The sequence below is a fragment of the Rathayibacter sp. VKM Ac-2929 genome (assembly GCF_022815495.1).
GTDB lineage: Bacteria > Actinomycetota > Actinomycetes > Actinomycetales > Microbacteriaceae > Rathayibacter > Rathayibacter festucae.
On record NZ_JALGRV010000003.1, the window covers coordinates 328,950 to 345,493 of the forward strand.

Sequence of the window (16,544 nt, forward strand, 5' to 3'; positions counted from 1 at the left end):
CGGCAGGGGTCAGGTGGTGCGGAGGGACAGGCGGAAGGTGCGGGCGGAGGGACCGGAGCCGGTGGGCCGGACGGTGAGGCGGGCAGTGCTGGGCTCCCACTCGACGGGCCACGCCGTCAGCGCGACCGGGAACACGACCGAGACGTCGACGTCCTGCCCGCGCAGCTCCGGGACGCGCAGCACGACGTCGTCGCTGCCGCTGCGGCGCCAGACCGAGACCAGGTGCTCGTCCTCGGTCCGCAGCGCCAGGGCGACCGCGTCGTCCGTCCAGCCCGGCAGCCCGAGCGGCCAGCGCGGGAGGGACGCCGCGATCGGAGCGCGGAGCCGCTTCGCCGCGGCGACGGCCTCGTGCACCAGGGCGAGCTGCGGGTCGGACATCCGGTTGAGGTAGCCCGAGAGGTAGAACCGGCCGAGGAGCCCGGTGACCAGGCAGAACGCGATCTCCTCGTCGTCCATGTCGGCCTGCGGGTACGCCCAGCTGGCGGCCTGCTCCGGGAGGAGCATCATCGGCGCGGCGGCCGCGATCGGCGGGTAGCGGCGGAAGTCCTGCTGGTCGGAGGTCGACTGCATCTGCAGGCGGGACATCACGGCCCAGTCCTGCCGCATCGCGCCCGAGGAGCAGCTCTCGATCACCAGGGTCGGATGCCGCTCGAGCACGCCGTCGAGCCAGGCGAGGTAGGCGCGGTTGTGGCCGAGCAGGCCCGCGCCGATCGAGTCGGCGTCGCGGTCGGTGCCGGGGCCGGCGTCGATGTTGTAGTCGAGCTTGAAGAAGCCGATGCCGAAGTCGGCGATCAGGCGGTCGACCGTCGCGTCGAGGTGCGCGCGCGCCGCGGGGTGGCGCAGGTCGAGGTGGAACCGCTCGTGCTCCTCGATCCGCGCGCCGGCCCGCTGCAGGAACGCGTCGTCCGGGAGCTCGCCGGCCAGGGGGCTGTCCACGCCGATGACCTCGGGCTCGAGCCACAGCCCCGGGACCAGGCCGCGCGCGCGGATCCGCTCGATCACCTCGCAGAGGCCGTCCGGGAAGCGGACCGTGGACGGCTGCCAGGCGCCGACGCTGCTCCACCAGCCGCCGGCGACCCCGCTGTCGTCGTACCAGCCGGCGTCGATGCAGAAGATCTCGGCTCCTGCGGCGGACGCGGCGTCGATCAGCGGCAGCAGCTTCGCGGTGGTCGGGTCGCCGTCGAGGGTGTTCATGTAGTCGTTGAAGACGACGGGCATCGCCGCGTTGTCCGGGTGCGCGCGGCGCCGGGCCCGGCGGCTGAGGGTGAGGGCGTCCGCGGCGGCCGTCGTGTCGGCGCCGACGGCGACCGTGACGGGGACGGAGCGGAACTCCTCGCCGGGCTCGAGCACGCAGAGCCAGCCGTGGTCGAGGTCCGTCGGGCCGGAGAGGGCGATCGAGCCGCCGTCGATGTCCTCGCCGACCTCCCAGCGCCAGGCGCCGTTGTGCTCGATCTGCCAGAGGAGGGCGGCGTCGGGGGCGTGGAGGCCGGCGACCGGGAGCTGCTCTCCGGTGGACCAGCTGCCGGTCGAGACCGCGCCGACCGCGCCGCGCGGGTCGTGCCCGGTGATGTCCTCGCGGAGGGTGACCAGGCCGGCCTCGCGCAGCGGCGTGCTGCTCCAGCGGCCCTCGCCGAGCCAGTCGTTGCGGCCGCGCAGCAGCGACCAGCGGGCGAAGGACTCCTTGCCGGACACCGCCGCGTCATTCACGGTGGCGCCCGGGTCGCAGCTCCAGGAGACGACTGAGCGCAGCACCTGCCGCTCGACCGCGCGGACGACGACCTCGGAGGTGACGGCGGCGACGCCGGGCACCCTCCGGAGCACGGCGGTCGCGACCAGTCCCGGCGCCTCAGCCGTGACCTCCAGCACGTCGAGGCCGTCGACGACGCTCTCGCGGTGCGAGACGTAGCGCAGTGCGGTGCCGAGCTGCGAGTGGGTCAGCCGGCTGCTCGCCGGGGCGTGACCGGCGGCGACGGTGGTGATCTCGAAGAACGGAGCGACGTGCGTCGCCCGGAGCGCGACACCGCGGGCCGTCAGCGCGACCAGCCGGAACGGAGCATCGGCGTCGCAGGCGAACGTCAGCTGCAGGTCCTCGGGGTCTCCCCAGGTCAGGTCGTTCGGCACAGGGGCTCCTCGTCGTCGTGGAGTGGGAAGGGCTCGCTCCCGGTGGAAGCTCGACTGATACTGATACCGATTTCAGTTGAGCGCAAGGGCGAGATGAAACCGTTATCGCTGAGGACGATGGACATGCGATACCGATTTCAGAATTCTCTGGCTCGCCGAGTCTGAAATCGCTATCGTGCTGGCAGCGGCGCCTCGCCGTCCCCTCCCACAGGAAGAGCATTCGATGATGAAAGCCTCCAGAGCACTGGCCTGCGCCGCCGCGATCGGCGTCGCCCTCAGCGGACTCGGCCTCGTCGCGGTCGCCGCCCCCGCGAGCGCGGCGGGCAGCTCCGAGACCCTCGCCGTGGACTTCTCGCGGTCCACCGGCGATTTCCGCGGCGGTGCCACCGGCACCCTCTACGGCTTCGGCGACGAAGGAGCGCCCACGCAGGCGCTCATCGACGGAGCGCACATCACCAACACCTCGCAGAAGGCGCCGTTCGGCACCCAGCACCCGAGCGGTGACGCCCTCAAGGTCGAGGACGGCTTCTTCGCCAAGCACGGCGAGGACATGTACATCTACACGCAGGACTACTACCCCGACTGGGCCTACAACGGCGGTCAGCGCCCGGGCGACACCCGCACCTACGACCAGGCGACCGGCACGTACACGAACACGCCGAACGGAGTGTGGGACTACCTCGAGATCGTCGAGTTCGTCACCGAGGCGGTCGCCACGAAGTCGGACCGCCCGCAGGACTACGTGCACATCCCGTTCAACGAGCCGGACGGCGGCAACTGGTACAACGACTGGGGTGCGCTGAAGGACACCTTCCTCGCCGACTGGAAGGCCTCGTACGACGTCATCCAGAAGGTCTACGCCCGCCACGGCCTGGGCACCGCGCGCGTCGGCGGACCCGGCGACGCCTCCTATCACGCCGATCGCACCGCGGACTTCCTCGACTACGCGAAGTCCACCGGCACGCTCCCGCAGGTCATGATCTGGCACGAGCTCGGCATCGACAATCTCGCCACCTTCCGCTCGCACCTGGAGGACTACCGCGCCCTCGAGGACGCCCGCGGGATCGCCGACATCCCGATCAACATCACCGAGTACGGGATGCTGCGCGACATGGGCACGCCCGGCCAGCTGATCCAGTGGCTCGCGATGTTCGAGGACGAGAAGGTCGACGCGCAGGTCGCCTACTGGAACTACGCCGGCAACCTCTCCGACAACAGCGCCCGCCCCAACGCGGCGAACGCCGGCTGGTGGATGTTCAAGTGGTACGGCGACCTCGACGGCTCGAAGACCGTCGCGGTCACGCCCCCGAAGCTGAACACCGCCGACACCCTGCAGGGCATCGGCGCGGTCGACCCGGTGAACAAGCGCGCGACCGTCCTCTACGGCGGCTCGGGCGCGCAGAACGTCGCCCTCGATCTCGACGGGCTCGACCCGGCCGTCTTCGGCTCGACCGTGGACGTCGAGGTCCGCGAGGCGACCCTCTCCGGCGCCCAGGGCGTGCACGGCACGCCGCGCGTGATCGCCGCCGTCGACGGAGCGGCCCTCGCCGCCGACTCGCTCGATCTGGCGATCCCGAGCTACGACCGCTACGCGGCCTACCAGGTGGTCATCACTCCCGCCCAGGACCGCGTCGTCGGCACCACCGCGAGCTGGCAGACCAGCATCGAGGCCGAGAACACGGCGCTCACCGGCGCCCAGGCCTACACGCAGAACCCCACCGACGGCGGCGGTTGGAAGTTCCTCGCCTCCGGCGGGCGCGACGTCGGATCGTTCAACAACGCCTCCTCGAAGGCCGACTGGACCGTCACCGTCCCGCGCACCGGCAGCTACCGCTTCCAGGTGATCGGATCGACGCCCGGCGTCCCCGGGCGCCACGCCCTCTTCGTCGACGGCGCGAAGAACCAGCTCGTGCAGTACACCGCCGACCTCGCCCTGACGAACACGCAGAAGTGGCAGTACCGCGGCAGCGCCGAGGTGACCGTCGAGCTGACCGCCGGCCAGCACACCCTCTCGCTGCGCGCCAGCGAGAACGGCACGACGGTGCTCCCGAACGCCGACATAACCCTCGACAAATTCCTCCTCACCGACGTCACCGACGGCGAGAAGACCGTGTACCCGGCCTCGACCCTGCGCTACACGGGAGGAGCCAAGGTCGTCTACGACACGGCGGGTGCGCGCGGCTTCGCGAGCATCGCCGGCCAGCAGCGCGCCGACGTCTACGCCAACGCGTGGAAGACCGGCTACTACGACGTCGCGCTCGACTACCGCACGAGCGGAGCGTCGAGCATCGACGTGTCCGTCAACGGCCGCAAGGTCAGCACCGTCAGCGCCGGATCGGCCGGACTCTGGTCCTCGACCACCCGACTGCACCTCGTCGAGGGCATCAACGAGATCGAGCTGCACTCCACCGCCGGCGTGCTGCTCAGCACCGTGACGACGACCCGCGCCGCCGACTCCGACTCCGCCGCGACGACGATCGAGGCCGAGAACGCGACGAAGACGGGTGCGGCGGCGAACGCCTCGCTCGCCGCGAGCACCGGCTCCAACGTGTCGGGCGGGCAGTACGTGGGCTTCGTCGGCAACGGCGCGGCCAACACCCTCGAGATCGCGCGGGCCGCGGGCTTCGACACCGCCGGCGCCTACGACCTCTCGGTGACCTACTCCAACGCCGAGCTCAGCGGTCGCCACGACTACAACCCGCAGGTCGTCGACCGCCGGATCGACGTGACGGAGAAGGGGGTCGCCGGCACCGTCGGCAGCGCCTACTTCCGCTACACGATCTCGTGGAACAGCTTCTGGGAGCGCACCGTCCCCCTGACGCTGACCACCGGGACCGCGCCGATCGTCCTCGGGAACGCCACGGCGTACGCCCCGAACATCGACAAGGTCACCATCGCGCCCGTCGCCGTCGGCACGCCCACCACGGTGTCGATCGCCCCGACACTGCCGACGACCGTCAGCGCGTCGAGCCGCTGCGTCGCCGGCAAGGTCGTGCTCACCGTCAGCGCCCGCAACGACGCGACGGTTCCGACCGACCTGAAGGTCGAGACCAGCCACGGCACGAAGTCGTTCCCGAAGGTCGCGCCGGGCAAGTCCGCCAGCGCCGCCTTTACCGTCCGCGCGACGAGCATGCCGGCCGGAACGGCGACGGTGACCAGCACCGCTACGGTCGGCGGCGCCCCCGCGACGTCCACGACGAGAGCCCCTTACCCGGCGGCCACCTGCTGAGGCCCGCCGCGCGACCAGCAAGCGGAGGGACGCTGCGCGAGCTTCCGGGCGGTTCCATGCTGGTCGGGTAGCCGCGGGAGGCGGCGTATCGAGACCCGCCCTGCTGGAGACGGTGGATCTCGATACGCCCGCTGCGCGGGCTACTCGATCAGCATGCGCGCTACGAGGTGTAACCCGCCTGGATGGTGTCGAGGACCTGGTCGGTGCTCGAGCCGTCGATCCAGTCCACGATGCCCTTGAAGAAGCTGTCGGAGCCGACGGCCTTGGGCATCAGGTCGGAGGCGTCGAAGCGGAACGTGGTGCCCGGGTCCTGCAGGATCGAGATGGAGCTGCGCAGCAGGTCGCTGCTCGCGTTCGCCGGGTCGAGGCCGGTGTTGGCCGAGATGACGCCGCCGAGCTTCACTCGGCTGTTGGCCCAGTCCGCGCTCGCCAGGTACTCCTGCACCTTCGCGGTGTCCGCGTCGTCCGCGAACGCGGCGACGAACTCGCCGCCGCCGGTGACGGCCTGGTCGTCGTCCGCCTTGATCGGCGGGGTGAGGAACGCCCAGACGTCGCCGTCCTCCGCCACGGTCGCGTCGGCTCCGGTGAGGAAGCCTTCGAAGAAGGACGCCTGGTGGGTCAGTGCGCAGGTGCCGTTGGCCATGTTCTGCGCGACGTCACCGAAGGCGGTCGAGTTGATCGAGGACACGTCGCCGTAGCCCGCGTTCACGAGCGTCGGGTCGAGCAGGATCGAGCCGACCGAGTCGAACGCGGCCTTGATCTTCGGGTCGGTGAACGGGGTGTCGCCCGCGACCCACGAGTCGTAGGCGTCCGGACCGGACTCGCGCAGCACCGCATCCTCGATCCAGTCGGTGCCCGGCCAGCCCGACGCGGCGTCGGAGGCGAAACCGGCGCACCAGGACGGTCCGCCCGACTTCTCGGCGATGGTCTTCCCCAGCGCCTCCATCTCGTCCCAGGTCGTCGGGACCGAGACGCCCCACTCCGTGAACTTCGCCGGCGAGTACCAGACGTAGCCCTTCACGCTCGCCATCAGCGGCGCGCCGTACTGGGTGCCGTCGACCTGGCCGTACTTCTGCCAGTCCTCGGACCAGTTCTGCTTCACGTTCGCGAGGGCGCCCTCGGGCAGCTCCTTCACCTTGCCCGAGGCGACGGTGTCGGCGAGCAGTCCCGGCTGCGGGAAGATCGCGAGGTCGGGGACGTCGCCGCCCTGCACCTTGATGCCGATCTGCTGCTCGAAGCCCTTGTCGCCGGTGTACTTGATGTCGATCCCGGACTCCTTCTCCCAGTCCGCCCAGGACTGCTCGAGCAGGGTCGCCTCGTCGCCGTTGATCGTGCCGTAGACGGTGACGGAGCCGTCGCCCGCGGCGCCGCCGGAGCTCGCGCCGCCGTCGGCGTTCGGGTCGTTGGGGTCGCTGCTGCTGGAGCAGCCCGCGAGGGCGATCCCGGCGGCCGCGAGTACGGCGACCGGAAGGGTGAGACGACGGTGCAGAGATGACCGCATGGTTCCTCCTCGTTGAGTGATGGAGCGACGAGGGGGAGTAGCCCCCCCCAGCTGCGCCTGCCCAGAGTACGTCCTGAGAGAGCGCTCTCTCGGTAACGATCCGGCGTCGGATCAGCGACGAGCGGCCTGGAACGTCCCCGCCCCGGTCACGTCGGCATCGGAAGTCCGGAGCCGCACAGCGCATTACCACGAATCGTTGCCGAATCGACCCCCTGGCGCGTTCTGCTTCCGGTACCGTTTTTCTGCTCGGCATTCCCGGTCCACCCGCCCGGCGTCCCCCTCTTCCCCGATCCTGGCGGGGGAGCTGCAGGACCCTCGCGGACCCGGGCTCGGCGCGTCCCCGGACGCGCCCCGTCGCCGGCTCCCGCGTACCCGACGCGGGAACGACCCCCGAAAGGCGTCCCCGATGGACCCCGCCCCCGCTCCGCGCACCCCCCTGACGCCGCGCACCTCCCTTGCGCCGCGCACCCCGCTGACGCCGCGGCTCCTCCCGCCGACCCGCCGAGGCCGCCTCCGCGCGTCGCTCCTCGCGATCGCCGCCGCCGCAGCCCTCGTCGTGGTCGGTCTCGTCGTGCCGACCGCGAGCGCCGACACCGCCTGCGCGCCGGGGCAGAACGCCATCGTCTGCGAGAACGCGAAGCCCGGTACCGACCCGTCGGTCTGGGACATCACCGGAGCCGGCGACCCGTCGATCCAGGGCTACTCCACCGACATCAGCGTCAACGTCGGCCAGCGGATCGACTTCAAGATCGACACCGACGCCGCGGCCTACTCCATCGACGTCTACCGCACCGGCTGGTACGCCGGGAAGGGCGCGCGTCTCATCACCTCGGTGACCCCGACCGCGGCCCTCCCGCAGCTCCAGCCCGAGTGCCTCTCCGACGTCACCACCGAGCTCTACGACTGCGGCACCTGGGCCGTCTCGGCGGGCTGGGACGTGCCGAGCACCGCCGTCTCGGGCGTCTACGTCGCCCTGCTCACCCGCGCCGACACGGGCGGCCGGAGCCAGATCACCTTCGTCGTGCGCGACACCGCCAGCACCTCGGCCGTGCTCTTCCAGACCTCCGACCCCACCTGGCAGGCCTACAACACCTACGGCGGCTCGAACTTCTACAGCGGCGGCGCCAACGGCCGCGCCTACAAGCTCAGCTACAACCGGCCCGTCACCACCCGCGGCGACAACGAGGGCCGCGACTTCTACTTCGCCAACGAGTTCCCGCTGGTGCGCTTCCTCGAGCGCAACGGCTACGACGTCAGCTACTTCAGCGGCGTCGACACCGACCGCTTCGGCTCGGCGCTGAAGCAGCACCGCACCTTCCTCTCCGTCGGCCACGACGAGTACTGGTCCGGCGCCCAGCGCGCGAACGTCACCGCCGCGCGCGACGCCGGCGTGAACCTGCAGTTCCTCTCCGGCAACGAGAACTACTGGCGCACCCGCTACGAGCCCTCGCCGACCGCGGGCGGCCAGGACTACCGGACCGTCGTCACCTACAAGGAGACCTGGGCGAACGCCAAGACCGACCCGTCGCCCGAGTCCACCGGCACCTGGCGCGACCCGCGCTTCGCCTCGGTGGCGAACGGCGGCGGCCGGCCCGAGAACAGCCTCGCGGGCACGCTCTACATGGTGAACTACTCGGATCTGCCGGTGACCGTCAGCGCCGCGGAGGGGAAGCTGCGGCTCTGGCGCAACACCTCGCTCACCGGCCTCGCCACCGGGAGCAGCGCCGCGCTCGCCCCGCACACCATCGGCTACGAGTCCAACGAGGACGTCGACAACGGCGCCCGGCCGCCCGGCCTGATCCGCCTCTCGACGACGACCGGCGCCGTCCCCGAGTACCTGCAGGACTTCGGCACCACCGTCGCCGCGGGCACCACCCGGCACAACCTCACCCTGTACAAGGCGGCGAGCGGCGCGCTCGTCTTCTCGGCAGGCTCCGTGCAGTGGACCTGGGGCCTCGACCAGCAGCACGACGGCAACGGTGCCGCCGCGGACGTCCGGATGCAGCAGGCGCAGGTGAACCTCTTCGCCGACATGGGCGTGCAGCCCACCACGCTGATGAGCGGCCTGGTCGCCGCGACGAAGAGCACCGACACCGCGGGCCCGACCGTCGCGGTCTCGAACCCCTCGGGCGCCACCAGCAAGGCCAACGGCAGCACGGTCTCGGTCTCGGGCACCGCGACCGACGCCTCGGGCAAGGTCGCCGGCGTCGAGGTCTCGACCGACGGCGCCACCTGGCACCCGGCGACCGGCACGACGTCCTGGTCGTACAGCTACGTCCAGCACGGCGCCGGCACCGTCTCGATCCGGGTGCGCGCCGTCGACGACAGCGCCAACATCGGCGCCGTCACGAGCCGCGCCGTCACCATCACCGGCACGGCCACCGTGTTCGGCGCCGAGGTGCCGAAGACCGCCGACTCCGGCGACGTCGATCCGGCCACCCTCGGCCTGCGCTTCACCCCGAGCGCCGACGGCTTCATCCAGGGCGTGCGCTTCTACAAGAGCGCGGCCAACACCGGCCCGCACACCGGCACCCTCTGGAGCGTCGACGGCCGGCAGCTGGCCACCGTCGCCTTCGCGAACGAGTCGGCGAGCGGCTGGCAGACCGCCACGTTCGGCGCGCCCGTCGCCGTCACCGCCGGCACCACCTACGTCGTCTCGTACACGACCACGACCGGCCACTACTCGTCCGCCGACTGGTTCTGGTCGAGCACCGGCTACGCCGCCGCCCCGCTGACGGTCGCCGGCGGCTTCGGCGCGACGCCCGCCGGGGTCTACAGCACCACCGGCGGCTTCCCGACCGACAGCTACCGCGCGAACAACTACTTCGTCGACGCCGTCTACAGCACGGTCGACGCCACGCCGCTGAGCGTCGGGTCGCAGGCGCCGCTGGCCGGCTCCTCGAGCGTCGCGCCGTCGACGAAGGTCTCGGCCGTCTTCTCGAAGGCGGTCACGGCGAGCACCGTCGCGATGACGCTGAAGACCGCCGCCGGCGCGAGCGTCGCGGGCAGCACCTCGTACAACGCCACCACCCGCACCGCCACCTTCACGCCCACCGCCCCGCTCGCCGCGTCGACCGGGTACACCGCGACGCTCGCCGGCACCGCGACCGGCGGCGGCACCGTCACCGCCGGCGGCAGCTGGACCTTCACCACCCAGGCGCCGGACACCGTCGCGGGAGCCTGCCCCTGCCGGCTCTTCGACGACTCGACGACCCCGGGCATCGCGCAGGTCGCCGAGGGCACGCCCGTCACCCTGGGCACGCGCTTCGCCCCGCTGGTCGACGGCACGATCACGTCGCTCCGCTTCTACAAGGGCCCCGGCAACACCGGTACCCACGTCGGCACGCTCTCGAACGCCGACACCGGCGCCGAGATCGGCCGGGCGACCTTCACCGCCGAGAGCACGGCCGGCTGGCAGCAGGTGACGTTCGCCACTCCGGTGGCCGTGACCGGCGGGACCGACTACGTCGCCGCCTACACGACGACCACCGGCAACTACTCCGCCACGATCAACGGCTTCGGCTCCGGATCCACGCGCGGCCCGCTCGTCACCGCGAGCGACTCCGGCGCCTACACCTACTCCGGCGGCTTCGCGGGGCAGCGCTCGACCACGAACTACCTGGTCGACGTCTCGTTCACGCCGTCGGCGACGCCCACGCCCACTCCGACCCCGACGCCGACCACCCCGTCGGGCACGCGCCTCTTCGCGGATGCGACCCCCGCGACCGCCTCCGCTGAGGACTCGTCCTCGGTCGAGGTCGGGATGTCCTTCACCGCGTCGACGGCGGGCAGCGCCACCGGCATCGCCTTCTACAAGGGCTCCCGCAACACCGGCACCCACGTCGGCTCGCTGTGGGACGCCTCCGGCACGCGGATCGCGCAGGTGACATTCACCGGCGAGACCGCGACCGGCTGGCAGAGCGCCGCGTTCGCCTCGCCGGTCGAGCTCGTGCCGGGCGCGCGCTACACGGTGTCGTACCTCGCGCCCGCGGGCTACTACGCCGCCACGGGAGCCGGGCTGGCGTCGCCGGTCACGAACGGCGCGCTGACCTCGGCCTCCGGCGACAACGGCGTCTACCGCTACGGATCCGGCGGGGTCATGCCGTCGTCGTCGTACAACTCCACGAACTACTTCGTGGACGTGTACTTCCAGGCGAAGGGGTAGGGGGCGGCGATGCGGAGGGCCTCGTCATACCGCCGCCGTCGGAGAACTCGGGGGTAAAGTAGGGGTAACGATGCTCTCGAGGAGGGTGCGATGCCAACCGCAGTGACGACAGGTCAGCACGCGAGAACCGCACGCATGGACGTCCATGAGGTCGCTGCCGTGCTCGTTCAGGGTCTGGGCCCGACACTCGTCGCGGCGATGACCGGCTCCAAGGACCGGAAGCTGCCCAGCAAGTGGGCGAAACCCGACGGTCCGCGCCCGTCCGCGGACTTCACGCGCCGGCTGCAGCTCGGCCATCGCGTCTGGGTCGCGCTGTCGGAGTCGGAGTCGGAGCACGTCGCGCGCCAGTGGTTCCTCGGCGGGAACCCCGTGCTCCACGAGGACACGCCCATCACGGCGATCCGCGAAGACCGCGGCAGCGAGGTCATCGAGGCTGTCGAGTCCTTCCTCCGCGGCGATCCGGACGTCTGACGACCGTGGCGTGCCGGAACAGCTTGGGCGGGCTGGTGCGTGAATCAGCTGCCTTCTAGTAGTCAAAAGGAGTAGCGCCCAAGGTGAAGGCGCGCGTCTTTGAGCTTCCGTTCGACGCAGAATCCACTTCCCCCGCCTGACCGGCTGCTCCCGGCGCCATGGCGAACGGTCCGATTCAAGTCCTGTCTGTCACCTCCTCAAACAGGCATCCGGTAGAGTGCGCTGTCCGAATGTCGGTGTAGTTCTTGTGGTGTTGGTCGGCCTGCCCAGCTGGCGCACTGACGGTTCACTGGGGGCGCGACTTGTCGGGCTGTCAGGACCGCAAGATCGAAACGCCATCGCACTCAGGCGCCTGACGTTGAGTGGCTCCGCGCAGGACCACAGGGTGCGTGGCCGGGCAGTTAGCGATAGGTTTATCTCGGGACAGCAGTCGTACGGGGGAATGATGAAGCTTATTAGTGTGTCCATTGCCGGCTTCCGGTCGGTCGAATCCCTGGGACCGTTGCCGATTGGTTCTCCGACGGTGCTCGCCGGGCACAATGATGCCGGCAAGACCGCCATTATTGACGCGATTTCATTTCTACTCGGGTCCCGAAAGCTAGACGATTCGGATCGCACCTATCTTCGGGGTGGCGTCCTGGATGACGACGAAACGGTTCGTCGTGTTGCCGAAACGTGGGTGGAGGGAACCTTTGAGCTCCGCGACACGGAAAGCGGACTTGGGTCGTCGCCTCTCCGAGCCCGGCGCGTGCACCGAAATGGAACTACGTCTCTAGAGGTGCTCAAGCAGGTTCCAGCCGACGTTCGCCTGCGGGACTATGCCGCCCTAAAGGTCGATGTGTTGAAGGATCGGCTCAGTGGACTTGGCTTGCCGACAGACGGATACAAGGCCGACCTCGTAAGCCGGCTGGATGAAGCTGCTACGGCGGCCGACACCGAGGAAATGTGGAGCCCCGCGGAGACAGCTCTGGACCGGGCGCTACCTGCTGGCCAGCGCTTCGACGCTGCTAGTGCAGTCAACGCCGAGACGGCCATTCAGTCGACGCTACAGACAGCGTACCGAGGTCACCTCGAGTCGGACGAGTTACAAGGCGATGTCCGCACGATTGAGGCGGAACTCGAACGAAAGTTGACGCAAGATGCGGAGGAGATTCGCGACCATATCATGCAGAAGGTGCAAGATATCGGCGACGTCACGATTAGACCAACCGTCAGTTTCACAAGCGCTAATGGTCTGAAGTCGACTCAGATCACGGTGTTGAACCCCGCGGGAGAAGAGATTGGACTTCAGGTTTCAGGCGCCGGGCGTGCACGCCGCATCGCGTTGGCGGTCTGGGAGCACAATTCCACCGTGCTCGCTCGCTCAGGTGAGGACGTGGTTCTTCTCTACGATGAGCCGGACACACATCTCGATTACGGACATCAACGCGAATTGATGCGGCTGATCCACGAGCAGACTACGCATCCGAACGTCACTGTCGTCATAGCTTCTCACTCGATGAACCTCATCGATGGCACCGACATCAGTGATGTCGTCCATGTCAAGCACGCTGAGCATCGCACGATACTTGAGCACCTCGCCGACGACTCTCAGGTCGGCTTGCACCTCGGCGCCATCGCGGCCAGCGTCGGCCTCCGAAATACAGTCTTGTTGCATGAGCGGCTTTTTGTTGGCGTGGAAGGGGAGACAGAAGCGAGAGTGATTCCGGTTCTTTTCAAACTCGCTACCGGTCGCCATCTTGAATCGTGCGGTATCGCGCTCTGGCCGTGCCACAACAACGAAGGCGCGTTGCGCTTTGCTCAATTTCTCGCAGGACACGAGAGGAAGGTCTCGTTCCTCGTTGATACCGACTCAAAGACCGTCGCGAAGCACGTCTTCAGCGACGAGCGATTGTTGAAGTCGGGCTTGCATCCCAGCAAGCATTGCCTCTATGTCGGCGATCCCAACGAGATCGAGGACGTCTTTTCTGACGCGCAATGGGTGACTGCAGCGAACGATTTGTGGATTCGAGATGGGGACGACGTCCCATCTGACACTTGGTCGGAGGCCGATTTCGCATCGCACCGAGGGGTGGGAAAGAAGTTCAGTACCGACGTCCTTCGCATGGTTCAACGAGGTTCGAGCGGCGCCCCGAAGGGCAAGCCGGACATGCTGCTTTCCTTGGTCCTACGCCTGAAGACGAAGGACGAGGTCCCTGCCGCACTGATTGAAGTTTTCGAGGAGCTCATGCGGCGCGCGCAATGACTCCCCGATGGCGCATGCGAGCAAGCCGCTGAGCGCTAGTCGGCGCTTCCCAAAGGTGGCCTCCTATCGATCGCACCCACATGTAACCGTGTCCCGCCGGAGCGGTACCGCACCAACGGCATCCGTCCGGCGTCGGCGTCGACGGGTGGCGCAACCTGATAAATCCTGTTGACACGACTCGCTCCTTCTTGGTTGAGAAGATCGAACCATCCACTACCGACATTGGTGAGACCGGATCTTCACGGCGCTCTCGGCACGTCTGAGGAGGCCCGGCGGCAGCCGGTGGTTGATCCGACCAAACAGGTTGTGGCAAGACGCTGTCAGCCCCCGCCCCGGAGCGCGTCGCATGATGGCGGGATGTTCATCCCGACCCGAGCCGCCGGTCTCGAGGCGCTCGACGACTTCGTCGCGCGCGCCGGCTCCGCCTACACGCGCGAGCGCAATCACGACCACGGACCGTCCCGGAGCAACGTGTCCGGGCTCTCCCCGTACCTCCGCCACCGGCTCGTCACCGAGCGGGAGGTCGTCGTCGCCGTCCTCGCCCGCCACACGCTGACCGCCGCGGAGAAGTTCGTCCAGGAGGTGTTCTGGCGCACCTACTGGAAGGGCTGGCTCGAGCAGAACCCCGAGGTGTGGCGCCGCTACCGCCGCGAGGTGAGCGACTTCGAGGGGCACCTCCCGACCGGCTACCGCGACGCGATCGAGGGCCGGAGCGGCATCGGCGCGATGGACGCCTGGGTGCAGGAGCTCGTCGAGACCGGGTACCTGCACAATCACACGCGCATGTGGTTCGCCAGCATCTGGATCTTCACGCTCGGCCTGCCCTGGCAGCTCGGCGCCGACTTCTTCTACCGGCACCTGCTCGACGGCGACGCCGCCTCCAACACTCTCTCCTGGCGCTGGGTCGCCGGCCTGCAGACCCCGGGCAAGACCTACCTCGCGACCGCGTCCAACATCGCCAAGTACACCGAGGGCCGCTTCTCGCCGCAGGGCCTCGCCGGCTCGGCACCCGCGCTCAGCGAGGAGCACTTCCCGCCCCGGACGCCGATCGAGCCGGACGACGTCGTCGGCACCCTCGGCACCCGCCCCGGCCTCCTGCTGCACGAGGAGGACCTCGACGCGAGGAGCCTGCTCGCCGAGCAGCCCGGACTGGCGGAGCGGCTGATCGCGACCGCGGTCTTCGCCGACCCGGGGGAGCGCTCGCCGTTCGCGGTCTCCGAGGCGGTGCAGGACTTCACCGCCGCGGCGATCGCCGACGCCGCGGAGCACACGCCGGACAAGGGCGGCCGGCCGGCGCGCGTGCTGGCCGATGCGGTGCCCTCGACGGTCGTCGACTGGGCGGCGTCCGAGCGGCTCGACACCGTAGTGGTCCCGTACGCGCCGGTCGGCCCCGTGCAGGAGCGGCTGGACGCGCTCCGCTCCGCCCTCGCTCAGGAGGGGATCGCGCTCGTCACCGTGCGCCGCCGCTGGGACGGCACCGCGTGGCCGTCGGCGTCGCGCGGGTTCTTCGCCTTCAAGAAGCGGATCCCGACGCTGGTGCGCGGGCTGGACGAGCCGGAGGACGCGGTCCGGCTGTTCTGAGCGGCGGCGGGGACCTCGGAATGGCTGCTGCTGGACGTCGAGAGCGCAATCGACGAGCAGGTCGCGGACGCAGAGCGGACGGTCCCCGCGTCACGGGCGCGTGAAGTCTCGACACCGGACGTCCGCCCCGGGCCGGACGGCCGTGAGTCGCAGCGGGGACTCCGACGGCCCTGAGAGGGGGCGCGCCCAGCGCGTACCCTCGTGCCATGTCCGTTCCTCCTGCTCCGGCGACGATCATCGACGTGGCGCGGGTCGCAGGCGTGTCGCGGCAGACGGTCAGCCGTGCTCTCAACGACATGGCGGATGTCCGGGCGACGACGAAGGCGCGTGTGATCGCGGCGGCGCGGGAGCTGAACTACCGTCCGAACCGGGCGGCGCAGAGCATGGTCCGCGGGCGCCGCACGATCATCGGGCTCGTGCTCGAGGACCTGAGCAACCCGTACTTCGCGGAACTCGCCGCGGCGGTGAACCGGGTCGCGGCCGATCGGGACTGGGGCGTGCTGCTCTGCGACGTCGGCACGGACCGGGGGAAGGCGCGCGGGCAGCTCGCGACGATCGTCTCGGGCGTCGACGCGCTGGTGCTCACAGGCTGCCGCACGGACACCCTGTCGCTGCTGCCCGAGGACGTGCTGCGGGGCGGGCAGCGGCGACTGCCGCTGGTGATGATCGACGGGCCCGCCGACGAGCGCTTGAACGGGCGGGTCGTGCTCGAGGTCGAGCAGGGGGTCCGGGCGGCCGTCGATCGTCTCGTCGCGCAGGGCCGGCGCCGGATCGCGTTCCTCGGTTCGGAGGTGGGGACCGACGTCCGCCGCGACGTCTTCCGCGCAGGTCTCGAGGAGCACGACCTGTCCTGGCGGGACCTGCCGGCGCTCGTCGCGGAGGAGAGCATGGAGGGCGGGATGCGCGGGGCCGGCGAGCTGCTGGAGCAGTGCCCGGAGCTCGACGCGGTCCTCGTCTACAACGACATCATGGCGCTGGGCGTGCTCAAGACGCTGGCGAGGGCCGGGCGCCGCGTGCCCGAAGAGGTGGCGGTGATCGGCGTGGACGGCCTCGACATCGGCCGACTCGTCACGCCCGAGCTGACGACCCTGGCGATCGACAAGGCCCGGCTCGCGGAGGCGGCCGTCACGCTGCTCGAGCGGGCCTTCTCCGACGGCGGAACGGGGCCGGTGGGGGAGTCCGTCGTCGGGCTCACACTCCTCCTGCGCGACTCCGCCTGACCGCGACTGCA

8 protein-coding genes are annotated in these 16,544 nt (G+C 69.8%); 6 read left to right on the top strand and 2 right to left on the bottom strand.

Annotated elements, in window-relative coordinates:
* Positions 1–9: 9 nt before the first annotated feature.
* Entirely contained in the window at positions 10–2,121 is a 2,112-nt protein-coding gene (locus tag MT355_RS10665) for a glycoside hydrolase family 36 protein (protein WP_243599495.1), read from the bottom strand.
* Between the two features lie 226 nt (positions 2,122–2,347).
* Between MT355_RS10665 and MT355_RS10670 the strand changes: the two genes are divergently transcribed.
* Complete coding sequence (locus tag MT355_RS10670; RefSeq protein ID WP_243599496.1) at positions 2,348–5,350, top strand: CBM35 domain-containing protein; 3,003 nt, start codon at positions 2,348–2,350, stop codon at positions 5,348–5,350.
* Between the two features lie 160 nt (positions 5,351–5,510).
* Here MT355_RS10670 and MT355_RS10675 read toward each other — a convergent pair whose 3' ends face one another.
* The gene (locus MT355_RS10675) at positions 5,511–6,851 is read right to left on the bottom strand and encodes an ABC transporter substrate-binding protein (RefSeq protein WP_243599497.1); all 1,341 of its coding nucleotides are present in this window, start codon (positions 6,849–6,851) and stop codon (positions 5,511–5,513) included.
* Positions 6,852–7,257: 406 nt separating this feature from the next.
* Here MT355_RS10675 and MT355_RS10680 point away from each other — a divergent pair, with 406 nt between their 5' ends.
* The 5 genes from MT355_RS10680 to MT355_RS10700 all read left to right on the top strand — a co-directional run bounded on the left by MT355_RS10680 (position 7,258) and on the right by MT355_RS10700 (position 16,533).
* Positions 7,258–11,016, top strand: coding sequence for a DUF4082 domain-containing protein (locus tag MT355_RS10680; protein WP_243599498.1), 3,759 nt, complete (start codon positions 7,258–7,260; stop codon positions 11,014–11,016).
* A gap of 135 nt (positions 11,017–11,151) precedes the next feature.
* Positions 11,152–11,487, top strand: coding sequence for a hypothetical protein (locus tag MT355_RS10685; protein ID WP_243582930.1), 336 nt, complete (start codon positions 11,152–11,154; stop codon positions 11,485–11,487).
* A 460-nt stretch (positions 11,488–11,947) separates the two neighbouring features.
* Positions 11,948–13,732, top strand: coding sequence for an ATP-binding protein (locus tag MT355_RS10690; protein ID WP_243599499.1), 1,785 nt, complete (start codon positions 11,948–11,950; stop codon positions 13,730–13,732).
* A 357-nt stretch (positions 13,733–14,089) separates the two neighbouring features.
* The gene (locus MT355_RS10695; RefSeq protein ID WP_243599500.1) at positions 14,090–15,313 is read left to right on the top strand and encodes an FAD-binding domain-containing protein; all 1,224 of its coding nucleotides are present in this window, start codon (positions 14,090–14,092) and stop codon (positions 15,311–15,313) included.
* A gap of 206 nt (positions 15,314–15,519) precedes the next feature.
* Entirely contained in the window at positions 15,520–16,533 is a 1,014-nt protein-coding gene (locus tag MT355_RS10700) for a LacI family DNA-binding transcriptional regulator (RefSeq protein WP_123736067.1), read from the top strand.
* Positions 16,534–16,544: the final 11 nt, after the last annotated feature.